The sequence below is a fragment of the Stenotrophomonas sp. YJH_SMC_14-1 genome (genome assembly GCF_059372275.1).
Genome location: NZ_JCAFVK010000005.1, coordinates 168,798 through 191,953 on the forward strand (window position 1 = coordinate 168,798; position 23,156 = coordinate 191,953).

Below are 23,156 nucleotides of genomic sequence, written 5' to 3' on the forward strand. Positions count from 1 at the left end.
GATGCTGTTGATGGCACTGCTGCCCCTGCCGGCGCTGGCCGGTGGTGGCAGCGCACAGACGCTGGAATGGCGCCGCGATGGAGCGCGGCTGTCGCTGCGCTCGACCGAAGGCCAGGTGCATGTGGAGGCCGCCAGCCCGGAAGTGCGCTTCGGCGTGCGCAGTGGCGATCGCATCCTCCGCGTGGACGACACGGCGGTGCGCCGGGTTGAACATCTGGCCGAGGCACTGCGCCATTCCCACGCGGCCAGCGCCTATCTGTTGCTGCGCCGCGACAAGCGCGAACTGACGGTAGCGGTCAACGCCGCTGCGTGGCGACAGGCATTGGAGGTCCCGCCACCACCCGCGCCACCACCTCCGCCAGCCCCACCCGGGCGCTGAGCATCATCCGCTCCTGCACGGCCACAGGTTTGGCTATGCTTGATGGGTGGCGCCGGGCTCTCCCGGTGCGTGGACACGAACGGCTCCATCGGCGCCGCCCATCCCTTTCTGCAGAACCGCTTGATGCCTGCGATCCTGATCATCGACGACAACGCCAGCGTGGGTACTGCGCTGGACGTGCTGTTCTCCCTGCACGACATCGACACCCTGCAGGCGCACACGCCCGCCGATGGGCTGGCCCTGCTCGAGTCGCAGCCGGTCGATCTGGTGATCCAGGACATGAACTTCAGCGAGGACACCACCTCCGGTGAGGAGGGCGAAGCGTTGTTCGCGCAGATCCGTGCGCGCCATCCGGACCTGCCGGTGATCCTGCTGACCGCCTGGACCCACCTGAGCAGTGCAGTGGATCTGGTCAAGGCCGGTGCGGCCGACTACCTGGCCAAGCCCTGGGACGACCGCAAGCTGATGACCACGGTCAACAACCTGCTGGAACTGTCCGAGGCACGCCGCGAACTGGACCGGCGCCGCAGCCGTGAACTGCACCAGCGCAACGCGCTGGAAGAGAAGTACGACCTGTGCGGCGCGGTCTTCGCCGACCCCGCCAGCGAGCGCGTCATCGCCCTCGCCTGCCAGGTCGCACGCTCGGAACTGCCGGTACTGATCACCGGCGCGAACGGTGCCGGCAAGGAGAAGATCGCGCAGATCATCCAGGCCAATTCGCTGGTGGCCAAGGGCCCGTTCGTGGCGGTCAACTGTGGCGCGTTGCCCTCGGAACTGATCGAAGCCGAACTGTTCGGTGCCGAGGCCGGTGCGTATACCGGCGCCAACAAGGCGCGCGAAGGCAAGTTCGAGGCCGCCGATGGTGGCACCCTGTTCCTGGATGAGATCGGCAACCTGTCGCTCGGCGGGCAGATGAAGCTGCTGCGCGTGCTGGAAACCGGCCGCTTCGAGCGCCTGGGTTCCAACCGCGAGCGCCAGGTCAAGGTCCGCGTGGTCAGCGCGACCAATGCCGACCTGCCGGCGATGATCCGCGACGGTACCTTCCGCGAAGATCTCTATTACCGCCTCAACACGGTGGAACTGGTGCTGCCGCCGCTGGCCGACCGCCCGGGCGACATCGTGCCGCTGGCCGAGCGATTCCTGACCGCTGGCAAGCCGCTGTCCAGCGCCGCCACCGCAGCACTGCAGCGGTACCCCTGGCCAGGCAACGTGCGCGAGCTGCGCAACGTGATCCAGCGTGCCGAACTGCTGGCCACCGGCAACCGCATCGAAGTGGCCGATCTCAACCTGCCGCGCGCAGCCGTCGTACCACGACCGGCACCCAGCGCAGGCAATGATCCCGACCGCGCACGCATCGAGGATGTGCTGGCGCGCAACCATGGCGTCATCGCCCAGGCTGCCGCCGAGCTCGGCCTGAGCCGCCAGGCGCTGTACCGGCGCATGGACCGCCATGGTATTCCACGCGAATGAAGCGGCGCTCGTTCACCTTCCGCCTGTTCCTGCGCCTGCTGCCGGTGCTGGCACTGGCTGCGGCGCTGCCGTGGCTGCTGGCCTACTGGATGGACCATGGCTGGGTGGTGACCACGGTGTCGGCGCTGATCCTGCTGTCGCTGATGTGGTGGACGCTGCGTCGGGCTACCGCCCCGGTGCGGTCACTGATGCGGGCCCTGGCGGGCACCACCAGCAGCTATCGCGACGGCGAATACAACTTCGGAGTGCACTGGCCCGGCAATGACGAGCTCGGCGACCTGGTGCAGGCACACCGGGAGCTGGGTGATGTACTGCGTGAGCAGCGGCAGGGCCTGGTGCAACGTGAGCTGCTGCTGGACACCATGGTGCAGAATACGCCGGTTGCGATGCTGTTGATCGCCTCCGGCGGTGATGGCATCGCCCGCGTGGTGTTCTCCAACCTGGCCGCGCGCAAGCTGCTGCACGGCGGTTGGAAGCTGGAAGGCCAGCGCCTGGAAGACGTGCTGGAACAGGTGCCGGTGGAACTGCGCGATGCCATCGCCCGTGGCGGTGACAGCCTGTTCGCGGTGCACGCCGAGGGGGAGGACGGCGATGAGGATGACGAGCAGGTCTATCACCTCTCGCGGCGTGCGTTCCAGCTCAACGGCCGCCCACACGACCTGCTGCTGGTGCGCCTGTTGACCGCCGAGCTGCGCCGCCAGGAAGTGCAGACCTGGAAGAAGGTGATTCGGGTGATCAGCCACGAGCTCAACAACTCACTGGCGCCGATTGCTTCGCTCGCCCATTCCGGCGGCGTGCTGGTGCAGCGTGAACGCTTTGACCGGCTGCCCGAGATCTTCACCACCATCGAGGATCGCGCACGCCACCTGGAAGGCTTCATCCGTGGCTATGCGCGCTTTGCCAAGCTGCCACAGCCGCAGCTGCAGACCGTGCACTGGGCGCCGTTCCTGTCCAGCCTGCGCCAGCAGATCCCGTTCGGCATGGAACGTGAGCCGGACGAGGAGCTGAGCAGCCGCATCGACATCGCGCAGTTCGGGCAGGCGTTGTTGAACCTGCTGAAGAATGCGCACGAAGCCTGCGCTGAAGCCGAGCCGCCCAACGACGATGTGCAGGTACAGCTGACCCGGCTGCCGCAGTGGCTGCGCCTGGACGTGCTTGACCGCGGCAAGGGCATGAACGAGCAGGTGCTGCAGAACGCACTGATGCCGTTCTATTCGACCAAGCGCAATGGCACCGGGCTGGGGCTGGCGCTGACGCGGGAGATCGTGGAGGCCCACGGCGGACGGGTGTCACTGCAGAACCGCGGCGATGGCGGGTTGTGCGTGTCGATCCTGCTGCCGGTGGGTTGAGCGGACCGATCGGGTAGATCCACGCGATGCGTGGATATGCCGACCGAGGCCGGCATCTACCAGGCCTGCCGCATCGCCACGCGTAGATGCATCGGAAACCCCAGCGCGGCCTCTTCGGCCATCACCGCCTGCAGCCCTGCACCCCACTCCGCCTCCGGTGCGGCGACGAAACCTTCGCTGGCATAGAAGGCCGCATTCCACGGCACGTCGGACAACGTGGTCAGCACGGCCGAGCAATAGCCTTTCGCCCGGGCCTGTACCAATGCATGGCGCAACAACGTGCGCCCATGACCTTGCCGCGCGTGTGCAGGATCCACATCCATCTGCAGCACGTGGAACTCACCTGCCAGTTCGCCGGCAAGCAGATAGCCGGCGATGCCACCGTCTGCCGCATCCACCACCCACAGCTGCCCGCGTTCAAGGCCATCCTGTAGTGTCGGCAGGTCCAGGCCATGCCCGGCGAACACCGGATAGGCCTCATGGCCCCTCAACACCTCGCCGGCGCGCTGCTCGATGCCGGGCAGCAAACCGAGTTCATCGGCGCGGGGAATGCGGGGCTCAGGCCTTCTTGAGCGGGCGCTTCCAGCCATCGATGGTTTCCTGCCGGGCACGTGCCAGTGTCAGCTTGCCGTCCGGCGCGTTACGGGTGATGACCGAACCGGCGGCAATGGTCGCGCCGTCGCCAATGGTCACCGGTGCCACCAGCGAGCTGTTGGAGCCGATGAACGCGTTGTCGCCAATGGTGGTGGTCGACTTGTTCACGCCATCGTAGTTGCAGGTGATGGTGCCAGCGCCGATGTTCACCTTGCTGCCGATCACCGCATCGCCCAGGTAGGTGAGGTGATTGGCCTTGCTGCCCACACCCAGCGTGACCTTCTTGGTCTCGACGAAGTTGCCGACGTGCACGCCATCGGCCAGCACGGTGCCCGGTCGCAGGCGCGCGAACGGGCCGATCTGCGCGGCACCCTCGGTAACCACGCCCTCCAGATCGCAGTGCGCACGCACTTCGGTGCCCGGCCCAAGATTGACGTCCTTCAAACGGTTGAACGGACCGACGGTGACGCCGTCGCCGAGCACCACGTTGCCCTCGAGCACGACATCGACGTCGATCAGCACGTCGCTGCCCACGGTGACAGTGCCGCGGATGTCGAGCCGGGCCGGATCGCGCACGCGCGCCCCCTGTGCGCACAAGGCCCGCACCGCACGACGCTGCCAGGCACGCTCCAGCTGCGAGAGCTGCCAGGGGTCGTTTGCCCCTTCGGCCTCCTGCGCGTCGGCCACCAGTGCCATTTCGGCCGGCGTGTACTCATGGGCGGCAAATGCAAAGACATCGGTGAGGTAGTACTCGCCCTGTGCATTGCTGTTGGAAAGCTGCGACAGCCACCGGCGCAGCGCAGTCGATTCGGCGGCGATGATGCCGGTATTGATCGTGCGCACGCGCAGCTGGTCATCGGTGGCGTCCTTCTGCTCGATGATCGCGCCAACCTTGCCCTCGGCATCGCGCAGCACGCGGCCATATCCGGTCGGGTCATCGACATCGGCCACCAGTACCGCCAGCCGGCCCGGCTGTGCGAGCAGGTCGCGCAGGGTCTGCGCACGGATCAGCGGCACGTCGCCGTACAGGACCAGCACCTGCGCCAGGTCGGGAACCTGGGGCATCGCCTGCGCTACCGCGTGGCCGGTGCCGAGCTGCTGTGCCTGCTCGGCCCATTGCAGGTCGGGTTGGCAGGCGAAGTACTGGCGCACCGCCTCGCCGCCATGGCCATGGACCACGTGGATCGCCGCCGGCTGGAGCTCACGGGCCGCGTCGATCACGTGCGCCAGCATCGGCTGGCCCGCGATCGGCTGCAGCACCTTCGGCAGCACCGACTTCATGCGCTTGCCTGCGCCGGCGGCGAGGATGATGACGTGCAGAGGTTGGGTCATGGGAACGGCGGTCCGTGGTTCGTTGCCGGTGATTCTAGAGCGTGCGCCGTTAACATGGGCATCCCTCCTCCCTTCGCCATGCCGATGAGCCTCGTCCGCCAGGGAAGCGCCTACCTCGTCATCGGGCTCGTGCAGCTGCTGCTCGACTGGCTCGTGTTCGTGGTCACCACCGCGCTCGGCATGCCCGTGGCGCCGGCCAACATCGCCGGGCGCCTGGCCGGCATGCTGCTGGGCTTCTGGCTCAACGGCCGCTACACCTTTGCCGAGGCCGGCACCCGCAAGCTGGGATGGAAGCGATTTGCACGCTTCTTCGGCCTATGGCTGCTGCTCACCGTGGCGAGCACATTGCTGGTGAGCCTGGTGGACCACGCGCTGGGCCTGCAGAACACCTGGCTTGCCAAACCGCTGGTGGAAGGCGGCCTGGCGTGTGTGTCGTTCCTGCTGATGCGGTACGTGGTGTATCGCTGAGACGGCACCAGGATCGGGGATCGGGATCGGGATCGGGATCGGGATCGGGACTGGGGACCGGGATTGGTAGAGTCGACTGGTAGTCGACTAACGCGCGCAGGGCGGGATTTTCGCGGCCTGAACGTAGAGCAGTCGACTAACAGTCGACTCTACCCAGTCGAATCCACCCGGTCGACTCTACCCAGCCACCCGAACAAAAACGCCGGCACAGGGCCGGCGTTTTCGTGGATACAGCGCGGAACCTCAGTGCTTGAGGGTCTTGCGCAGGCGTTCCAGGGCCTGCAGCTGGACGACGGCTTCGGCCAGCTTCTGCTGGGCTTCGGCCACTTCCATGGCTTCACCGCGGTTGGCCAGGATGCGTTCGGCTTCTTCCTTGGCCTTGCGGACCGAGGCTTCGTCGATGTCCTGCGCGCGGATCGCGGTGTCGGCCAGCACGGTCACCACCTGCGGCTGCACTTCCAGGATGCCGCCGGAAATGGCGAAATCCAGCTGCTCGCCATTCGGCGTGGTCACCACCACCTTGCCCGGCTTCAGGCGGGTGATCAGCGGCGCGTGCTTGGGCGCGATGCCCAGTTCGCCCAGCTCACCGGTGGCCACGACCAGGGTCGCTTCGCCACGGAAGATTTCCTGCTCGGCGCTGACGATGTCGCAACGGATCGTGCTCATGCAAATCTCTTCGCTGTTCGCGGCGGCGCAATGCCACCGTGGGAGTCCACCGGCGCGGGCGGTTGCCCGGCGCCGGCGTCAGGTCGGGCAGGATCGCTCCCGCCCGCCCCGGATCAGGCCTTCTCGGCCATCTTCTTGGCCTTCTCGACCGCTTCTTCGATGCCGCCGACCATGTAGAACGCCTGCTCCGGCAGGTGATCGTACTCGCCATCGACGATGGCCTTGAAGCCACGGATGGTGTCCTTCAGCGGCACGTACTTGCCCGGCGAACCGGTGAACACTTCGGCCACGTGGAACGGCTGGCTGAAGAAGCGCTCGATCTTACGGGCGCGCGACACGGCCTGCTTGTCCTCTTCGGACAGTTCGTCCATGCCCAGGATCGCGATGATGTCCTTCAGTTCCTTGTACTTCTGCAGGGTCTGCTGGACGCGCTGAGCGGTGTCGTAGTGCTCGTGGCCGATGACCAGCGGGTCCATCTGGCGGCTGGTGGAGTCCAGCGGATCGACGGCCGGGTAGATACCCAGCGAGGCGATCGAACGCGACAGGGTAACGGTCGAGTCCAGGTGGGCGAAGGTGGTTGCCGGCGACGGGTCGGTCAGGTCGTCCGCGGGAACGTAGACGGCCTGGATCGAGGTGATCGAACCGTTCTTGGTCGAGGTGATGCGCTCCTGCAGGACGCCCATTTCCTCGGCCAGGGTCGGCTGGTAACCCACGGCGGACGGCATGCGGCCCAGCAGTGCCGACACTTCGGTACCGGCCAGGGTGTAGCGGTAGATGTTGTCGACGAACAGCAGGACGTCCTTGCCCTTGCCGTTTTCGTCCTTCTCGTCGCGGAAGTACTCGGCCATGGTCAGGCCGGTCAGGGCGACGCGCAGGCGGTTGCCCGGCGGCTCGTTCATCTGGCCGTACACCATCGCCACCTTGTCGAGGACGTTGGAGTCCTTCATTTCGTGGTAGAAGTCGTTGCCCTCACGGGTACGCTCACCCACGCCGGCGAACACGGACAGACCGCTGTGCGCCTTGGCGATGTTGTTGATCAGTTCCATCATGTTGACGGTCTTGCCGACGCCGGCGCCGCCGAACAGGCCGACCTTGCCGCCCTTGGCGAACGGGCACATCAGGTCGATGACCTTGATGCCGGTTTCCAGCAGTTCGGTGGCCGGGGACTGGTCTTCGTACGACGGGGCCGCACGGTGGATTTCCCAGCTGTCGCTGGCGGCCACCGGGCCGGCTTCGTCGATCGGACGGCCGAGCACGTCCATGATGCGGCCCAGGGTGCCGGCGCCGACCGGCACCGAGATGCCACGGCCGGTGTTGACGGCAACCAGGTTGCGCTTCAGGCCGTCGGTGGAACCGAGGGCGATGGTACGCACCACGCCGTCGCCCAGCTGCTGCTGGACTTCGAGGGTGATCTCGGTGTTTTCCACCTTCAGTGCGTCGTACACCTTCGGCACCGATTCACGCGGGAATTCGACGTCGACGACCGCGCCGATGATCTGAACGATCTTGCCCTGACTCATTGCTGCATCCTCTAATGTGTGCTTTGAACGAACGCGGTCAGACTGCTGCCGCGCCGCCGACGATTTCGGAGATTTCCTGGGTGATCGCTGCCTGGCGCGCCTTGTTGTAGACGAGCTGCAGGGTGCCGATCAGCTTGTTGGCGTTGTCGCTCGCCGCCTTCATCGCAACCATGCGTGCCGCATGCTCGGAGGCGACGTTTTCCAGCAGTGCCTGGTACACCAGCGACTCGATGTAACGCGTCATCACGTGCTCGAGCACGGTCGCGGCATCGGGTTCGTACAGGTAGTCCCAGTCGTGGTGAGCGACCTGCTTCTCAGCCGGCGGCAGCGGCAGCAGCTGATCGAAGCTGGCCTTCTGCACCATGGTGTTCACGAAGCGGTTGTAGACCAGGTACACGCGGTCGATCTTGCCTTCGGTGAAGGCGTCGAGCATGACCTTGATCACACCGATCAGCGATTCCAGCTTCGGCACGTCGCCGATGTGGGTCACGCTGCCGACCATGTTGACCTTCACGCGGCGGAAGAAGGTCGAAGCCTTCTGGCCAATGGTCACCAGGTCCACTTCCGCACCCTTGTCCTGCCATGCCTTGGCTTCGCCCAGCATCTTGCGGAACAGGTTGTTGTTCAGGCCGCCAGCCAGGCCGCGATCGGAGGAGATCACGATGAAGCCGACCCGCTTGACCTGCTCACGCTCGACCAGGAACGGATGCTGGTAGTCGGTGCTGGCCTGGGCCAGGTGACCGATCACCTGCTTCATCGCCTGCGCGTACGGACGCGAGGTCTTCATCCGATCCTGCGCCTTGCGGATCTTGGAGGCCGAGACCATTTCCAGGGCGCGCGTCACCTTGCGGGTGTTCTGCACGCTCTTGATCTTGGTTTTGATTTCGCGTCCGCTTGCCATCTCTTGTTTCCCGTGGCGCGGGGCTGCTGCCCCGCGTTGTTCAACCGTTTGTCATCTGGTCCAGCGGAGCCAGCGGCTCCGCTCTACAGGACCGCGATTACCAGCTGCCGGTGGTCTTGAACTCGGCGATGCCCTTCTTGAAGGCACCTTCGATGTCGTTGTCCCAACCGCCGGTGGCGTTGACCTTGCTGACCAGCTCGCCCTGGGTGTTGGCGAAGTGGGCGTGCAGGCCTTCTTCGAACGCCAGCAGCTTGTTGACCGGCACGTCGTCGAGGTAACCCTCGTTGACGGCGTAGATCGACAATGCCTGGTTGGCGATCGACATCGGCGCGTACTGCTTCTGCTTCATCAGCTCGGTGACGCGCTGGCCACGCTCCAGCTGCTTGCGGGTCGCTTCGTCCAGGTCCGAGGCGAACTGCGCGAACGCAGCCAGCTCGCGGTACTGGGCCAGCGAGATACGGATGCCGCCGGACAGCTTCTTGATGATCTTGGTCTGGGCCGAGCCACCGACGCGCGACACCGAGATACCGGCGTTCACGGCCGGGCGGATGCCGGCGTTGAACAGATCGGTTTCCAGGAAGATCTGGCCGTCGGTGATCGAGATCACGTTGGTCGGAACGAAGGCGGACACGTCGCCGGCCTGGGTTTCGATGATCGGCAGCGCGGTCAGCGAACCGGTCTTGCCGGTGACCTTGCCTTCGGTGAACTTCTCGACATATTCCTCGGACACGCGGGCTGCACGCTCGAGCAGACGGGAGTGCAGGTAGAACACGTCACCCGGGTAGGCTTCGCGGCCCGGCGGGCGCTTCAGGAGCAGCGAGATCTGGCGGTAGGCGACAGCCTGCTTGGACAGATCGTCGTACACGATCAGCGCGTCTTCGCCGCGGTCCATGAAGTACTCACCCATGGTGCAGCCCGAGTAGGCGCTGATGTACTGCATGGCAGCCGATTCGGAAGCGGTCGCGGCGACCACGATGGTGTGGGCCAGCGCGCCGTTCTCTTCCAGCTTGCGCACGATGTTGGCGATGGTCGACGCCTTCTGGCCGATCGCAACGTACACGCACTTGATGCCGGTGCCCTTCTGGTTGATCACCGCATCGATCGCCATGGCGGTCTTGCCGGTCTGGCGGTCACCGATGATCAGCTCGCGCTGGCCACGGCCGATCGGGATCATCGAGTCGACCGACTTGTAACCGGTCTGCACCGGCTGGTCGACCGACTTGCGCCAGATCACGCCCGGCGCAACGCGCTCCACCGGAGCGGTCAGGTCGGTGCCCAGCGGGCCCTTGCCGTCGATCGGCTCGCCCAGCGCGTTCACGACGCGGCCCAGCAGTTCCGGACCGACCGGCACTTCCAGGATGCGGCCGGTGGTCTTGGCGACGTCGCCTTCGCGCAGGTGCTCGTAGTCACCCAGCACCACGGCGCCGACCGAGTCGCGCTCCAGGTTCAGGGCGAGGGCGAAGGTGTTGTTCGGCAGTTCGATCATTTCGCCCTGCATCACGTCGGCCAGACCGAAGATGCGCACGATGCCGTCGGACACGCTGGTCACGGTGCCTTCGTTGCGCGATTCCGCGGCCAGCTTGACCTTCTCGATGCGGTTCTTGATCAGTTCGCTGATTTCGGAGGGGTTGAGCGTGGTTGCCATCGTCAAGTCCTAGTGCCGGCAGCGGGGCCGGACGTTAAATGAATTCAGTTAGCGAGCGCGGTCTGCAGACGGGCCAGCTTGCCCTTCAGCGAACCATCGATGACCACGTCGCCGGCGTCGATCACGGCGCCGCCGATCAGCGAGGCATCGACCGCGGTGGTCACGTCGACCTCGCGGTTGAAGCGCTTGCGCAGCGCGACCTTGATCGCGTCCAGCTCACCGGCCGACAGTTCGGCGGCCGAGGTGACCGTGGCCTTGACCACGTGCTCGGCTTCGGCGCGCAGGGCGTCGAACATGCCGGAAATCTCCGGCAGCAGCGGCAGACGATGCGATTCGGCCAGGATGGCCAGGAAGCGCGAGTAGGTCTCGCCGTGGGACACCGGCGCCAGCAGGGCGACGGCGTCGTCACGACCCAGCTCCGGGTTGGCGAGCAGGGCCGCCACGCGCGGGTCGGCGGCGACGTGGGCGGAGAACGCCAGGGCGTCCGACCACGGCGCGAACGCGCCTTCGTCGCGCGCGGTCGCGAACGCGGCGCGGGCGTACGGGCGGGCAAGCGTGAGGGCCTGGCTCATCCTTAGATCTCCGAGGCCAGCTCGTCGAGCAGCGCCTTGTGGGCGTTGGCGTCGATTTCGCGCTTGAGCAGCTTTTCGGCACCGGTCACGGCCAGCGCGGACACCTGCTTGCGCAGATCTTCACGGGCACGGTTGGCGGCGGCGTCGATTTCAGCCTGGGCCAGTTCCTTCTGACGGGTGGCTTCGGTGATCGCTTCGTTACGGGCAGCATCAACGATCTGGTTGGCACGCGCGTGGGCCTGATCGATGATCTCGTTGGCCTTGGTGCGTGCTTCCTTCAGCGCTTCGTTGACCTTCTCCTGCGCCTGGGCCAGATCTTTCTGGCTGCGGTCGGCAGCAGCGAGGCCTTCAGCAATCTTCTGCTGGCGCTCTTCGATCGCGTTCATCAGCGGCGGCCAGATCTTGGTCGCGATGATCCAGATCAGACCAGCGAAGGCCAGCGCCTGCGCAAGAAGGGTGAAATTGATATTCATGGTTAGCTCGATCGCTGGTTTCGGGGTGGACGCGCCGCCGTAGCGGCACATCCGGCCTTCATCCGAAACCGGGTGCATAAGCACCCGGTCGTCTCAAACCGCTGTATCAGCCGGCCAGAGCCTTGGTGACGGCGCCAGCGAAGGCAGCCGACAGCGGGTTGGCGAAGGCCAGCAGCAGGCCAACGGCGACCGAGATGATGAACGCGGCGTCGATCAGGCCTGCGGTGATGAACATGCGGACCTGCAGGACCGGGATCAGTTCCGGCTGGCGGGCGGCCGACTCCAGGAACTTACCAGCCATGATGGCCAGACCCAGACCGGCGCCCAGCGCGGCCAGGCCGATCATGATGCCGACGGCAAGGGCGGTGGAGCTCTGAATCTGCGCGAAGTTGGTCAGGACGGCGAAGTACATGGTTATCTCCAGGAACTTAAGTTGCTAAGGGTGATGAAACGGATGAAGGTTGAAACGCGTTGAAGCTTGAAACTCAGTGAGCGTCTTCCGACAGGCTCAGGTACACGATCGACAGCATCATGAAGATGAAGGCCTGCAGCGGGATCACCAGCAGGTGGAACAGCATCCAGCCGAGGCCGAACACACCACCGGCAATGGCACCGAAGAAACCGGCACCACCCAGCACCCAGATCAGCAGGAACACGATTTCGCCACCGAACATGTTGCCGAACAGTCGCATCGCCAGCGAGATCGGCTTGCTCAGCCACTCGACGATGTTGAGGATCAGGTTGAACGGCATCATCCACTTGCCGAACGGCGCCGTCAGGAATTCCTTGATGAAGCCGCCCAGGCCCTTGGACTTGAGCGCGAAGAACAGCATCAGGAAGAACACGCTGATGGCCATGCCCAGGGTGGCATTGACGTCAGCGGTCGGCACCGGCTTCCAGTAGTGCACGCCCGCCCATTCCAGCGGCTTGGCGATGAAATCGGCCGGAATCATCTTCAGCAGATTCATCAGCAGAATCCAGAAGAAGATGGTGATGGCGATCGGCGTGACCAGCTTGCTCTTGCCGTGGTAGGTGTCCTTGGCCTGGCGGTCGACGAACTCCAGGCAGATTTCAACGAAGGCCTGCCACTTGCCCGGCACGCCGGCGGTGGCCTTGCGGGTGCCCAGCCAGAACGCGACAACGATCACCAGGCCCATCAGGACCGCGGTGAGGAAGGTATCGACGTGGATATGCCAGAACATACCCTCACCCTTGCCGACCGGCGCGGTCAGGTTGTGCAGGTGATGCTGGATGTAGCTGGTAGGGGTTAGAGCCTCGCCCGCCATGTGTCCGGAACCTTCAGTTAATTGAATTCTGTCAACGCCTGGCCATCGCCAGGACCTGGAACATCAAGCCGACGGCGATACCGGCCAACAGCGCCAATGCAGGCAGCTTGAAGACCAGGAACCCCACCAGCAGGACGCCGAAAACCACGACCCACTTGGCCACGATCGCAATGATCAGGCGAGCCATCGCCGATCCTGCGGCCAGTGCCCCACCGCCCAGTGCCATCCGTGCCGCCACCCAGCCACCGGCCGAAATGGCCACACCGGACGCCAGCGCGCCGAGGGCGTATTTCGGACCTACCAGCAGGAAGGCCAGGGCCAGGACAGCCACTGCGGCCAGCGGGTAGACCGCGGCGCGCAGCATCAGTCGCCGACCCGCATCAACGGAGTTCAGCACAGGACGTCCCGCGTGGTTGCAAGTGGAGGGCTGAGGCGGCTACAGCAGGGGGGCCTCATCGAGCCGCCAAATTATAGCAATGGGACAATTTGCGAGACAACCGCTCCCTGTTCATCCCTGGAAGCCGCAAGTTGCGGTAACGGTTACATTTTTGCGTGCCACCAGGGGGACAATGACGTCCGCACCATGTTGCGACGCACTATTGAACTTTGGTCGCAGGCTGCGGAACTTTCGTCAGACATGCCGGTCCGATCATTCGACCTGCCTGCAGCATCCTCGTCGGCTCCGCCCCGCAGGTCCCACGATGGCCCCGAAGCCCGGCTCCGGGGCCATCTTTTTGCATCGTCGCGACAGCACTGAACCGTACACATGCCATGGACCATACGTTCACGCATGGTGGACGGGCCTGTCCGGCACAGTGGCCTTCATTCTGATGAACCACTGCAAGGACTCTTCGATGCGCCCCGTACCCACCCTGCTCGCCCTCTCCCTGCTCGCTGCCGGCGCCTCGTTCGCCAATGCGGCCCACGCCGCCGAAGGCGATGACCGCTTTGCCATCCGTCTGGGTGCGATGAACATCGATTCGGACAACACCCTCCGCGGCAGCACCACCGTGGCCGGCCAGGACATCTCCCTGAACCAGGACTTCAAGCTGGGTGGCAAGGAATGGGAGCCGCGCATCGACGGCATGTTCCGCATCAGCAACCGTCAGCGCCTCCTGTTCAACTACTTCAAGTACGACAAGGACCGCCGCGAGACCCTCGACCAGGGCATTTCCTTCGGCGGTGAGAACGTGCCGGCCGGCAGCTTCGTGAAGGGTGAGCTGAAGTACCAGGTGGCCAGCCTGGTCTATGACTACTCGGTGGTTGATACCGACACCTTCGACCTCGGCCTGCAGATCGGTGGCGAGTACGCCAAGGTCAGCACCAAGGGCTACGCCGACCTGGGCACGGTGTACGAAGGCCAGTTCCTCGACGAGAAGGCTGATGGCGTGGCACCTGTGGTCGGCGCCCGCATGACCTTCACGCCGTCCGAGCGCTGGATGATCACGCTGCAGGGCCAGTATCTCAACACGCGCTGGGGCAGCTTCGATGACTACAAGGGCGACCTGAGCCGCGCCAATGCCATCGTCGATTACCGCTTCACCAAGAACTTCGGCGTGTTCGCCGGCTACGACTGGTTCAAGCTGGACGTGGACAAGAAGGGCAGCGACGGTACTGTCGGCCTGAAGCAGGAATTCAAGGGCCCGGTGGCCGGTATCAGCTTCGTGTTCTGATCCCCCGCCCCTTCCACGGCACTCTCTCTCCTGGCGCGGCCTCCGGAACATCGGGGCCGCGTTTTTTGTGGCATCGTCGAGCAGAGAAGCAGGTTGGTCGAGCGCGGGGGGAGAGGGGCTTGCGTGCGAATGTCCCCCGGCGCCGGCCTACGGCCGACGCCTCCTCCTTTACTTCGCACACAAGCCCCTCTCCCCCCGCGTGTCAGGAATCCGGGCGGCTTTGGCACTGGCTCTGACTATCCGCAAGCCGAGCCGCTGCGCGGGTGGCAGGCGTTTGGACAAAGTAAAGGAGGAGGCGACCGCCGCAGGCGGGCGGCGGGGGACATTTGTCCAAACGCCTGCCACCCGCGCAGCGGCCCCACCGCTCGTAAAAATCCGGAGCGGAGAAACAAAAAACCCCAGCAGATGCCAGGGCTTTTCGTTCGGAACGGCGCGGGCGCCTTACTTCTTCTTCGGCATGTACAGATCGGTGATCGTGCCGTCGTAGATTTCCGACGCCATCGCCACCGACTCGCTCAGCGTCGGGTGGGCATGGATGGTGTGGCCGATGTCTTCCGCCTCCGCACCCATCTCGATGGCCAGGCCGATCTCGGCCAGCAGATCACCGGCGTGCACGCCGACGATCGCACCGCCGATGATGCGGTGGGTTTCTTCGTCGAAGATCAGCTTGGTGAAGCCCTCGGTGCGGCCGATGCCGATCGCGCGGCCACTGGCGGCCCACGGGAACTTGGCCACGCCGACCTTCAGGCCCTTGGCCTTGGCTTCGGTCTCGGTCACACCGACCCAGGCGATTTCCGGGTTGGTATAGGCCACCGACGGAATCACGCGGGCCACCCATTCCTTCTTGTGCCCAGCAGCCACTTCGGCGGCCAGCTTGCCTTCGTGCGTGGCCTTGTGGGCCAGCATCGGGTTGCCGACGATGTCGCCGATGGCAAAGATGTGCGGCACGTTGGTGCGCATCTGGCGGTCGACCGGGATGAAGCCACGGTCGGTGACCTGCACGCCGGCCTTCTCGGCATCGATCTTCCTGCCGTTCGGCGAGCGGCCCACGGCCACCAGCACGCGGTCGAAGGTGCCCTGCGCCAGCGCAGGCGCCTGGCCTTCCTCGGCGGCTTCGAAGGTGACGGTGATGCCCTTGGCATCGGCGGTGACGCCCGAGGCCTTGGTCTTCAGGTGCACTTCGATGCCCTGCTTCTTCAGGCGGTCGGCCAGCGGCTTGACCAGGTCCTTGTCGGCGCCCGGCATCAGCTGGTCCATGAACTCGACCACGGTGACCTTGCTGCCCAGCGCGCTGTACACGGTGGCCATTTCCAGGCCGATGATGCCGCCGCCGACGACCAGCAGCGAGCCCGGCACTTCGGCCAGCTCCAGCGCGTCGGTGGAATCCATCACGCGCTTGTCGTCCCACGGGAAGTTCGGCAGCTTCACCGCCTGCGAACCGGCGGCGATGATGCACTTCTGGAAGCGCAGCAGCTGGGTGCTGCCGTCAGCAGCGGTGATTTCCAGCTCGTTGGCCGAGATGAACTTGCCGACGCCCTGCACGTTGCGGACCTTGCGCTGCTTGGCCATGCCGGCCAGGCCCTTGGTCAGCTGGTTGACGACCTTTTCCTTGTACTGGCGCAGCTTGTCCAGGGTGATGGTCGGCTTGCCGAACTCGACGCCGAAATCACCGGCATGGGCCACTTCGTCGATGACCGCTGCGGCGTGCAGCAGCGCCTTGGACGGAATGCAGCCCACGTTGAGGCAGACGCCGCCGAGGCTGGCGTAGCGTTCGACCAGCACCGTATCCAGTCCGACGTCGGCAGCGCGGAAGGCGGCGGTGTAGCCGCCCGGGCCCGAGCCCAGCACGACCATCTCGCATTCGATGTCGGCCGGCTTGCCGCTGGACAGCGCCGGCTTCGGCGCAGCCGGTTCGGCCGGGGCGCGGTGCGACGGGGTCACCGGCGGCTTGCTGGCCGGAGCGGCTGCAGCCGGAGCCGGTGCAGCGGCCTTGGCCGGGGCTTCGGCGGCGCCTTCAGCGTCCAGCACCACGACCACGGCGCCTTCGGACAGGGTGTCGCCCAGCTTGACCTTGATCTCCTTGACCACGCCGGCAGCCGAGGACGGCACTTCCAGGGTGGCCTTGTCCGATTCCAGGGTTACCAGACCCTGGTCCTTCTTCACCGTGTCGCCGACGGCGACCAACACTTCGATCACCGGCACATCGCTGTAATCGCCGATGTCGGGAACCTTGACTTCAATCGTGGCCATGGTGGGTTTTCCTCATGCCCGCCCGGCATGGCCGGTGGGCTGTCACTGCATCTGTTCACGCGGCCGCGCCAGGGGCTGCGGCCGCACGGTGGGGGCGAAGCGGGTGCCTTACAGCAGCACGCGGCGCATGTCGGCCAGTACCTGGGACAGGTACGTGGTGAAGCGTGCGGCCAGGGCGCCGTCGATGACGCGGTGGTCGTAGCTCAGCGACAGCGGCAGCATCAGCTTCGGTGCGAATTCCTTGCCGTTCCAGACCGGCTGGATGGACGACTTGGAGACACCGAGGATAGCCACTTCCGGTGCATTGACGATCGGGGTGAACGCGGTGCCGCCGATGCCGCCCAGCGAGCTGATCGAGAAGCAGCCGCCGCTCATGTCGGCCGGGCCGAGCTTGCCGTCGCGTGCCTTCTTGGCCAGTTCGCCGGTTTCCTGCGCGATCTGCACCACGCCCTTCTTGTCCACGTCGCGGATCACCGGCACGACCAGGCCGTTCGGCGTGTCGGCGGCGAAGCCGATGTGGAAGTACTTCTTCAGGGTCAGGTTTTCACCGCTGGCATCGAGCGAGGCGTTGAACTCCGGGAACTTCTTCAGCGCTGCGGCGCTGGCCTTGATCAGGAAGGCGAGCATGGTCAGCTTGATGCCGGCCTTCTCGTTCTCCTTGTTCAGCACCACGCGCAGGCCTTCCAGGTCGGTGATGTCGGCCTGCTCGAACTGGGTGACGTGCGGGATCATCGCCCAGTTGCGGGCCAGGTTCGCACCCGAGATCTTCTTGATCCGCGACAGCGGCTGCACTTCGGTCTCGCCGAACTTGCTGAAGTCGACCTTCGGCCACGGCAGCAGGTTCAGGCCACCACCGGCAGCGACAGCAGCACCGCCGGCAGCCGGCACGCCACCGCTGAGGGCGGCCTTGACGAACTTCTGCACGTCACCCTTGGTGATGCGGCCACCCTTCTCGGTGCCGTTGATCTGCAGCAGGTCCACGCCCAGTTCGCGGGCGAACACACGCACCGCCGGGGTGGCATACGGCACCTTGGCGGGCAGCACGCCATCGGCGTTGAACTGCACCGGCGGGCTGGACGGGGTACCGGCCGAGGCGATCTCGCGGGCCGCCAGCTTGTCCGGCTGCACCGGCACAGCGACCGGCTCGACCTTGGTGGCGGTCTCGGCGGCAGCCGGAGCGGCCGCAGCGGCCGCCTTGGTCGGCGCCGGCGCGGCAGCGCCCTCGGCTTCGATGATGGCGACCACATTGCCCTGCGACAGAGTGTCGCCGACCTTGACCTTGATCTCCTTGACCACGCCGGCCACCGACGACGGCACTTCCATGGTGGCCTTGTCGCTTTCCAGCGTGACCAGGCCCTGGTCCTTCTTGACCGTGTCGCCGACGGCGACCAGCACTTCGATGACCGGAATGCCGGAGTAGTCGCCGATATCCGGCACCAGCGCTTCAACCGCACCACCGCTGGCAGCCGGGGCGGCCGGCGCAGCTGCGGCCGGGGCCGGTGCGCTCTGGGTGGCGGCAGCCGGGGCAGCGGCCTTGGCCGGTGCCGGCGCGGCGGCCGCCGGCTTGGCGGCTTCGGCTTCGCCTGCGGCCACTTCGATCAGGGCCACGACCTTGCCTTCGGACAGGCTGTCGCCGACCTTGACCTTCAGTTCCTTGACCACACCAGCCACCGAGGACGGCACTTCCATGGTCGCCTTGTCGCTTTCCAGCGTCACCAGGCCCTGGTCCTTCTTGACCGTGTCGCCGACGGCGACAAGCACCTCGATTACCGGGATATCGCTGTAGTCACCGATATCGGGGACAAGTGCTTCCTTGATTTCGGCCATGGGGATAACTCCGGCAATCTGGTGTAGGGAAACGTCTATTGTGCGGCCAGCGGGGTCCAGCGCCAACCGTTACAGGTGTTTTCAGTACGCACGCAGCCGGGACACGCTGTTGCCAATGGGTCGCGGCCGCGACCAGTCGGTAGCGTATTGTCCGAACGATGTCCGCTTCATGTCGCCCGCGCGTCGGCCACCGGCTGCCAGGCCTGGCGCAGGCGCGGCAACGACCACGCCGCATTGGCAGGGCTGGTCGACGGCAATGCGACCAGCTTCGGCGGGGTTTCCAGCCGTGGCAGCACCCAGCGCTGGAACGCCTGCAGCGACGCACCACCATTGCAGCCGATCAGTTTCAGCTCAGGCAGCGTGGCGATCAGTTCCGGCAGCGCATTGGCCACTTCCGTGCCACGCACGATGTCGGCATCCAGGCTGCCGCGCCGCTCGCAGCGGCCGATCACATCCCACAGGCCGATGCCCGCGGCGTTCAACGCCTGCAGCCGTTGCACATAGGGCAGAGCCGCGTCGAAACCGCAGATATCGGCCATCAGCGGCCAGAAGCGGTTGCGCGGATGCGCGTAGTAACGCTGCTCCTGGAGGGATGCCACGCCTGGCATCGAACCCAGCAGCAGTACCCTGCAATCCACGTTCACCTGCGCTTGCAGGCCGACGCACAGCGTTGCCGCGCTCACATCTTCTCCAACTGAATGAATGCCACTGACGGCCAGAAACCCCATGGATACAGGCTTTTCGCGCTGATCGCTGAACAAGGAAAACTATTTTTTAACGCGCGTCGGATTCGATTCATGTTGAGGCGACTACGGTGTGCTCGCCCCGCAACCGGGGGCCCAAAACAAGAAACATTAGGAGATACCCCCATGCGCTCCATCCGTATCCTGAGTCTCGCCCTGCTGACCTCCGCCGCCTTCGCGCCGGCCGCTTTCGCCCAGGACAGCAGCTCCACCGATACCGCTTCGGGCAAGCATTTTGCCGTGGTTGGCGGCGTCGCGCTGCTGCAGCCGAAGAATGATCCGATCGACGGCATCAAGAAGGTCGATGGTGGCCCGGCACCGACCGTCAGCTTCAGCTACTACATCAACGACAACTGGGCCGTTGAACTGTGGGGCGCCGCCGACAAGTTCGACCACAAGGTGAAGGGCCCGAACAATGCCCGCCTGGGCAACGTCGAGCAGCAGCCGGTCGCGCTGAGCGGCCAGTACCACTTCGGCCAGGCTGACAACGTGTTCCGTCCGTTCGTGGGCGTGGGCTACTACCAGTCCAGCTTCAGCAATGAAACGCTGGCCGACGGCAGCAGCTCCGACATCCGCCTCAAGGACGCCAAGGGCGTGATCGGCACCGTCGGCGTGGACATGAACATCAACTCCACCTGGTTCGCCCGTGCCGATGCCCGCTACATGCGTTCGCGTCCGGACGTGAAGGTCGGCGGTGAGAAGATCGGCGAAGCCAAGATGGATCCGTGGACCGTCGGCTTCGGCATCGGTGCCCGCTTCTGATCTAGGCAGCACCGGCTTCACGGATGTAACGCGACGGGCCCTGCGGGGCCCGTCGTCGTTTCCGTCACCCGCGTTCTGTAGAGTCGACTGTCAGTCGACTCTACGCACACACAGGACACGGAGACGCGATGGACGACGTCGACCTGCTGGTGATCGGTGGCGGCATCAACGGCGCCGGCATCGCCCGTGATGCGGCCGGCCGCGGCCTGCGGGTGCTGTTGTGCGAGCAGGATGACCTGGCCGCGCACACCTCCAGCGCCAGCAGCAAACTGATCCACGGCGGCCTGCGCTACCTTGAACAGGGCGAGTTCGGACTGGTGCGCAAGGCACTGGGCGAACGCGAAGTGGTGCGGCGGCAGGCCCCCCATCTGGTCCGTCCGTTGCGCTTCGTACTGCCATGGGAACCCCACCTGCGACCGCGCTGGATGCTGCGCACGGGCCTGTGGCTGTATGACCATCTGGGCGGGCGCAGCCCGAGTTTTCCCGCCTCGCGCGCACTGGACCTGCAACGCGACCCGCTTGGCCCCTGGCTCTCCCCGGCGCTGCGGCAGGCCTTCAGCTACGCCGATGCACAGGTCGATGACGCGCGGCTGGTACTGCTCAATGCGCTGGATGCCGCCCGGCGTGGCGCACGGGTACATGTGCGCAGCCGCTGCATTGAACTGCGCCCTGTGCTGGGCCGTTGGCAGGCCACGTTGGAAGCCACCGACGGCCGGCAGCAAACGGTGATCGCCCAGGCCGTTGCCAATGCAGCCGGCCCTTGGGCAGGAGGCCTGCTGGAACGTATGCAGGCGCGCGATGGCGGCCCCGCCCTGCGCCTGGTACAGGGCAGCCACATCGTGCTGCGCCGGCCCTGGCCCGACGACAGCGCCTGCCTGCTTCAGCAGCCCGATGGCCGCGTGGTGTTCCTGCTGCCGTTCGCCCACGACCACCTGCTGGTCGGCACCACCGACACCGACTACCGCGGCGACCCGGCCCGGTGCAGCGTGCTGCCTTCGGAGGTGGCTTACCTGTGCGAGGCCGCCAACCACTACCTGCGCGAGCCGATCACCCCGCAGGACGTGGTCTGGCAGTTCGCAGGGGTACGCCCGCTACTTGCCGATCCCGATCCGCGTGCAGCGAAGCTGAGCCGTGACTACCGCCTGCAGTTGCAGTCCAGCCCGGCGCCCGCGCTGCATGTGCTGGGCGGCAAGCTGACCACGTACCGCGTGCTGGCCGAAGAAGCGCTGGACCTGCTGCGCCCCGCCCTGCCGCAGATGGGACCGGCATGGACGGCAACGGGCCACCCACTGCCGGGCAGCGACTGGGGCGACGCCACGCAGGCGTGCTCGCGCCTGCAGGCACTGGCACCGTGGCTGCCCGCAGAGATTGCGCGCCGCTGGGCCGGCGCCTACGGCAGCCGCAGCGCGGAGCTGCTGCAGGGCGCTCAGGGCAAGGGCGATCTTGGCGAGGAGTTTGGCGGCGGCCTGCATGCCCGCGAAGTGGACTTCCTGCGCGACCACGAATGGGCCTTGAATGCCGAGGACGTGCTGTGGCGGCGGAGCAAGCTGGGGCTGCGGCTGGATGCGGCGCAGGTGGCGCGGCTGCAGGCGTGGATGGGGGGTCGGATCCCTTTCCCAGGGAAAGGGCTCTGACCCCCGTGTTGCCACGTGTGCCAACCAAGGTTGGCAGCTACCAGGGTGGCCGCGCGCGACGCGATCGATGCATTAGGATTTCCCCATCGCCACCGGAGACGCTGCATGACGCCCCGCTACGTGCTGGCCATCGACCAGGGCACCACCAGTTCGCGCGCGATCCTGTTCGACCGTGCTGGCGACATCGTCGGCAGTGCGCAGCGCGAGTTCGCGCAGATCTTCCCGCAACCCGGCTGGGTCGAGCATGACCCGCGCGAGATCCTCACCAGTGTCTATGCCACGCTGACCGAACTGCTCAGCCGCGAACAGATCGACCCGCGTCATATCGCCGCGCTGGGCATCACCAACCAGCGCGAGACCACCGTGGTCTGGGACCGCGCCAGCGGCCAGCCGATCCACAATGCCATCGTCTGGCAGTCGCGGCAGAGCCATGCCATCTGCGAGCGACTGAAGTGCGACGGGCATGAGGCACTGGTCCGCGAACGCACCGGCCTGCTGATCGACGCCTATTTTTCCGCCACCAAGGTGCGCTGGATCCTCGACCACGTGGAAGGTGCGCAGCAACGCGCCGAGCGTGGCGAGCTGCTGTTCGGCACCATCGACAGCTGGCTGGTATGGAACCTCAGTGGCGGCCAGGCGCATGTGACCGACTACAGCAACGCCGCACGCACCCTGTTGTTCAACATCCACACGCTGGACTGGGATGACGACCTGCTGGCGCTGCTGGACATACCCCGCGCGATGCTGCCGCAGGTGCGCGATTCCAGCACGGTGTATGCGCACACCCGGCCGCAGTTCTTCTTCGACCACCCGATCCCGATCGCCGGCATCGCCGGAGACCAGCAGGCGGCGCTGTTCGGCCAGGCCTGCTTCCAGCCGGGCATGGTCAAGAACACCTATGGCACCGGCTGCTTCATGCTGATGCACACCGGCACGCAGGCGGTGCGCTCGCGCAACGGCCTGCTGACGACCATTGCCTGGGGCCTGGACGGGCGCGTGGAATATGCACTCGAAGGCTCGATCTTCATCGCCGGCTCGGTGGTGCAGTGGCTGCGTGACGGCCTGCGCATGATCGAGCGTGCCAGCGACAGCCAGGCACTGGCCGCGCAGGTGCCGGACAGCGGCGGCGCGTATCTGGTGCCGGCATTCGTCGGCCTGGGCGCGCCCTACTGGCGCAGCGATGTGCGCGGCGCGATGTTCGGCCTGACCCGTGGCACCCGCAAGGCACACTTCGTGCGTGCCGCGCTGGAGGCGATGGCCTACCAGACCCGCGACGTGCTTGATGCGATGCAGTCCGATGCGGGCATCGCGCTGACCGAACTGCGCGCCGACGGTGGTGCGATCGGCAACGACTTCCTGGCCGGCTTCCAGGCCGACATCCTTGGGGTGCCTCTGCTGCGGCCGCGGCTGACCGAGACCACCGCGCTGGGCGCGGCCTACCTGGCCGGTCTGGCCGTCGGGTTCTGGTCCAGCCGCGAGCAGATCGCCGCGCAATGGGGCCTGGACCGGCGCTTCGAGCCACAGATGGAAGTGGCGCGGCGCGAGAAACTGTATGCAGGCTGGCAGCAGGCCGTAGCGGCCACCCTCGCCTTCCACGTCGACTGAAGGTCGT

Annotated in this window: 22 protein-coding genes; 8 read left to right on the forward strand and 14 right to left on the reverse strand. The window is 65.9% G+C overall.

Annotated features, from left to right (window positions below):
• Position 1 precedes the first annotated feature (1 nt).
• From AC5P9P_RS13910 to AC5P9P_RS13920, 3 genes are all read left to right on the forward strand, one after another.
• Positions 2 to 379: a PDZ domain-containing protein gene (locus AC5P9P_RS13910; protein WP_049433161.1), complete on the forward strand. Its 378-nt coding sequence runs from the start codon at positions 2 to 4 to the stop codon at positions 377 to 379.
• A gap of 123 nt (positions 380 to 502) precedes the next feature.
• Positions 503 to 1,849: a sigma-54-dependent transcriptional regulator gene (locus tag AC5P9P_RS13915; protein WP_033834983.1), complete on the forward strand. Its 1,347-nt coding sequence runs from the start codon at positions 503 to 505 to the stop codon at positions 1,847 to 1,849.
• On the forward strand, positions 1,846 to 3,198 hold the full coding sequence (locus AC5P9P_RS13920; RefSeq protein WP_005414539.1) for a sensor histidine kinase: 1,353 nt from the start codon (positions 1,846 to 1,848) through the stop codon (positions 3,196 to 3,198). The genes AC5P9P_RS13915 and AC5P9P_RS13920 overlap by 4 nt, the downstream gene beginning before the upstream one ends.
• A 56-nt stretch (positions 3,199 to 3,254) precedes the next feature.
• Here the strand turns inward: AC5P9P_RS13920 and AC5P9P_RS13925 are convergent, their stop codons facing one another.
• Both AC5P9P_RS13925 and glmU read right to left on the reverse strand, forming a co-directional pair.
• The gene (locus AC5P9P_RS13925; protein WP_495232870.1) at positions 3,255 to 3,788 is read right to left on the reverse strand and encodes a GNAT family N-acetyltransferase; all 534 of its coding nucleotides are present in this window, start codon (positions 3,786 to 3,788) and stop codon (positions 3,255 to 3,257) included.
• Positions 3,757 to 5,124 (reverse strand): bifunctional UDP-N-acetylglucosamine diphosphorylase/glucosamine-1-phosphate N-acetyltransferase GlmU, encoded by a 1,368-nt coding sequence (glmU, locus tag AC5P9P_RS13930; protein ID WP_495232871.1) that lies wholly within the window; start codon positions 5,122 to 5,124, stop codon positions 3,757 to 3,759. Before glmU ends, AC5P9P_RS13925 begins: the two co-directional genes overlap by 32 nt.
• A gap of 84 nt (positions 5,125 to 5,208) precedes the next feature.
• Here glmU and AC5P9P_RS13935 point away from each other — a divergent pair, with 84 nt between their 5' ends.
• Positions 5,209 to 5,592 (forward strand): GtrA family protein, encoded by a 384-nt coding sequence (locus AC5P9P_RS13935; RefSeq protein WP_414498073.1) that lies wholly within the window; start codon positions 5,209 to 5,211, stop codon positions 5,590 to 5,592.
• A gap of 243 nt (positions 5,593 to 5,835) precedes the next feature.
• On the opposite strand, the gene AC5P9P_RS13940 is transcribed toward AC5P9P_RS13935, so the two are convergent.
• The 9 genes from AC5P9P_RS13940 to AC5P9P_RS13980 all read right to left on the reverse strand — a co-directional run bounded on the left by AC5P9P_RS13940 (position 5,836) and on the right by AC5P9P_RS13980 (position 13,052).
• Positions 5,836 to 6,258: a F0F1 ATP synthase subunit epsilon gene (locus AC5P9P_RS13940; protein WP_005411127.1), complete on the reverse strand. Its 423-nt coding sequence runs from the start codon at positions 6,256 to 6,258 to the stop codon at positions 5,836 to 5,838.
• Positions 6,259 to 6,371: 113 nt separating this feature from the next.
• Positions 6,372 to 7,778, reverse strand: coding sequence for a F0F1 ATP synthase subunit beta (gene atpD / locus AC5P9P_RS13945; protein WP_005411128.1), 1,407 nt, complete (start codon positions 7,776 to 7,778; stop codon positions 6,372 to 6,374).
• Positions 7,779 to 7,815: 37 nt separating this feature from the next.
• Entirely contained in the window at positions 7,816 to 8,679 is an 864-nt protein-coding gene (gene atpG / locus AC5P9P_RS13950; protein ID WP_005411129.1) for a F0F1 ATP synthase subunit gamma, read from the reverse strand.
• Between the two features lie 97 nt (positions 8,680 to 8,776).
• A complete protein-coding gene (gene atpA / locus AC5P9P_RS13955; protein ID WP_005411130.1) occupies positions 8,777 to 10,324 on the reverse strand; it encodes a F0F1 ATP synthase subunit alpha in 1,548 nt (515 codons plus the stop codon).
• A 44-nt stretch (positions 10,325 to 10,368) separates the two neighbouring features.
• Positions 10,369 to 10,896 (reverse strand): F0F1 ATP synthase subunit delta, encoded by a 528-nt coding sequence (locus tag AC5P9P_RS13960; protein WP_005411131.1) that lies wholly within the window; start codon positions 10,894 to 10,896, stop codon positions 10,369 to 10,371.
• A gap of 2 nt (positions 10,897 to 10,898) precedes the next feature.
• Complete coding sequence (locus AC5P9P_RS13965) at positions 10,899 to 11,369, reverse strand: F0F1 ATP synthase subunit B (RefSeq protein ID WP_005419512.1); 471 nt, start codon at positions 11,367 to 11,369, stop codon at positions 10,899 to 10,901.
• 106 nt (positions 11,370 to 11,475) lie between these two features.
• Complete coding sequence (gene atpE / locus AC5P9P_RS13970) at positions 11,476 to 11,781, reverse strand: F0F1 ATP synthase subunit C (protein WP_005411133.1); 306 nt, start codon at positions 11,779 to 11,781, stop codon at positions 11,476 to 11,478.
• Positions 11,782 to 11,854: 73 nt separating this feature from the next.
• A complete protein-coding gene (atpB, locus tag AC5P9P_RS13975; protein ID WP_005411134.1) occupies positions 11,855 to 12,655 on the reverse strand; it encodes a F0F1 ATP synthase subunit A in 801 nt (266 codons plus the stop codon).
• 31 nt (positions 12,656 to 12,686) lie between these two features.
• Positions 12,687 to 13,052, reverse strand: coding sequence for a hypothetical protein (locus AC5P9P_RS13980; protein ID WP_006394654.1), 366 nt, complete (start codon positions 13,050 to 13,052; stop codon positions 12,687 to 12,689).
• A 457-nt stretch (positions 13,053 to 13,509) separates the two neighbouring features.
• Between AC5P9P_RS13980 and AC5P9P_RS13985 the strand changes: the two genes are divergently transcribed.
• On the forward strand, positions 13,510 to 14,328 hold the full coding sequence (locus AC5P9P_RS13985) for a hypothetical protein (protein ID WP_032967007.1): 819 nt from the start codon (positions 13,510 to 13,512) through the stop codon (positions 14,326 to 14,328).
• A gap of 441 nt (positions 14,329 to 14,769) precedes the next feature.
• Here AC5P9P_RS13985 and lpdA read toward each other — a convergent pair whose 3' ends face one another.
• From lpdA to AC5P9P_RS14000, 3 genes are all read right to left on the reverse strand, one after another.
• Positions 14,770 to 16,578 carry a dihydrolipoyl dehydrogenase gene (lpdA, locus tag AC5P9P_RS13990; RefSeq protein ID WP_099484397.1) on the reverse strand — a complete coding sequence of 603 codons (1,809 nt, stop codon included), beginning with the start codon at positions 16,576 to 16,578 and terminating at the stop codon, positions 14,770 to 14,772.
• Positions 16,579 to 16,686: 108 nt separating this feature from the next.
• A complete protein-coding gene (aceF, locus tag AC5P9P_RS13995) occupies positions 16,687 to 18,405 on the reverse strand; it encodes a dihydrolipoyllysine-residue acetyltransferase (protein WP_111173328.1) in 1,719 nt (572 codons plus the stop codon).
• Between the two features lie 167 nt (positions 18,406 to 18,572).
• Positions 18,573 to 19,088 carry a DNA-deoxyinosine glycosylase gene (locus AC5P9P_RS14000; protein WP_005411139.1) on the reverse strand — a complete coding sequence of 172 codons (516 nt, stop codon included), beginning with the start codon at positions 19,086 to 19,088 and terminating at the stop codon, positions 18,573 to 18,575.
• Between the two features lie 186 nt (positions 19,089 to 19,274).
• On the opposite strand from AC5P9P_RS14000, the gene AC5P9P_RS14005 reads away from it, so the two are divergent.
• The 3 genes from AC5P9P_RS14005 to glpK all read left to right on the forward strand — a co-directional run bounded on the left by AC5P9P_RS14005 (position 19,275) and on the right by glpK (position 23,149).
• The gene (locus AC5P9P_RS14005) at positions 19,275 to 19,910 is read left to right on the forward strand and encodes an OmpW/AlkL family protein (protein WP_005411140.1); all 636 of its coding nucleotides are present in this window, start codon (positions 19,275 to 19,277) and stop codon (positions 19,908 to 19,910) included.
• A 128-nt stretch (positions 19,911 to 20,038) separates the two neighbouring features.
• The gene (glpD, locus tag AC5P9P_RS14010; RefSeq protein WP_033833957.1) at positions 20,039 to 21,544 is read left to right on the forward strand and encodes a glycerol-3-phosphate dehydrogenase; all 1,506 of its coding nucleotides are present in this window, start codon (positions 20,039 to 20,041) and stop codon (positions 21,542 to 21,544) included.
• Positions 21,545 to 21,649: 105 nt separating this feature from the next.
• A complete protein-coding gene (gene glpK / locus AC5P9P_RS14015) occupies positions 21,650 to 23,149 on the forward strand; it encodes a glycerol kinase GlpK (RefSeq protein ID WP_005411142.1) in 1,500 nt (499 codons plus the stop codon).
• Positions 23,150 to 23,156 lie beyond the last annotated feature (7 nt).

Excerpts from the sequence above, each read along its gene's own strand:
- AC5P9P_RS13940 (WP_005411127.1), bottom strand. The coding sequence starts at position 6,258 with ATGAGCACGATCCGTTGCGACATCGTCAGCGCCGAGCAGGAAATCTTC.
- AC5P9P_RS13935 (WP_414498073.1), top strand. The coding sequence starts at position 5,209 with ATGAGCCTCGTCCGCCAGGGAAGCGCCTACCTCGTCATCGGGCTCGTG.
- AC5P9P_RS13910 (WP_049433161.1), top strand. The coding sequence starts at position 2 with ATGCTGTTGATGGCACTGCTGCCCCTGCCGGCGCTGGCCGGTGGTGGC.
- AC5P9P_RS14005 (WP_005411140.1), top strand. The coding sequence starts at position 19,275 with ATGCGCTCCATCCGTATCCTGAGTCTCGCCCTGCTGACCTCCGCCGCC.
- AC5P9P_RS13915 (WP_033834983.1), top strand. The coding sequence starts at position 503 with ATGCCTGCGATCCTGATCATCGACGACAACGCCAGCGTGGGTACTGCG.
- glpK (WP_005411142.1), top strand. The coding sequence starts at position 21,650 with ATGACGCCCCGCTACGTGCTGGCCATCGACCAGGGCACCACCAGTTCG.
- glmU (WP_495232871.1), bottom strand. The coding sequence starts at position 5,124 with ATGACCCAACCTCTGCACGTCATCATCCTCGCCGCCGGCGCAGGCAAG.
- atpG (WP_005411129.1), bottom strand. The coding sequence starts at position 8,679 with ATGGCAAGCGGACGCGAAATCAAAACCAAGATCAAGAGCGTGCAGAAC.
- atpD (WP_005411128.1), bottom strand. The coding sequence starts at position 7,778 with ATGAGTCAGGGCAAGATCGTTCAGATCATCGGCGCGGTCGTCGACGTC.
- aceF (WP_111173328.1), bottom strand. The coding sequence starts at position 18,405 with ATGGCCGAAATCAAGGAAGCACTTGTCCCCGATATCGGTGACTACAGC.
- AC5P9P_RS13920 (WP_005414539.1), top strand. The coding sequence starts at position 1,846 with ATGAAGCGGCGCTCGTTCACCTTCCGCCTGTTCCTGCGCCTGCTGCCG.
- AC5P9P_RS13965 (WP_005419512.1), bottom strand. The coding sequence starts at position 11,369 with ATGAATATCAATTTCACCCTTCTTGCGCAGGCGCTGGCCTTCGCTGGT.
- lpdA (WP_099484397.1), bottom strand. The coding sequence starts at position 16,578 with ATGGCCACGATTGAAGTCAAGGTTCCCGACATCGGCGATTACAGCGAT.
- atpA (WP_005411130.1), bottom strand. The coding sequence starts at position 10,324 with ATGGCAACCACGCTCAACCCCTCCGAAATCAGCGAACTGATCAAGAAC.
- AC5P9P_RS13960 (WP_005411131.1), bottom strand. The coding sequence starts at position 10,896 with ATGAGCCAGGCCCTCACGCTTGCCCGCCCGTACGCCCGCGCCGCGTTC.
- AC5P9P_RS13985 (WP_032967007.1), top strand. The coding sequence starts at position 13,510 with ATGCGCCCCGTACCCACCCTGCTCGCCCTCTCCCTGCTCGCTGCCGGC.
- glpD (WP_033833957.1), top strand. The coding sequence starts at position 20,039 with ATGGACGACGTCGACCTGCTGGTGATCGGTGGCGGCATCAACGGCGCC.
- AC5P9P_RS13925 (WP_495232870.1), bottom strand. The coding sequence starts at position 3,788 with ATGGCTGGAAGCGCCCGCTCAAGAAGGCCTGAGCCCCGCATTCCCCGC.
- atpE (WP_005411133.1), bottom strand. The coding sequence starts at position 11,781 with ATGTACTTCGCCGTCCTGACCAACTTCGCGCAGATTCAGAGCTCCACC.
- atpB (WP_005411134.1), bottom strand. The coding sequence starts at position 12,655 with ATGGCGGGCGAGGCTCTAACCCCTACCAGCTACATCCAGCATCACCTG.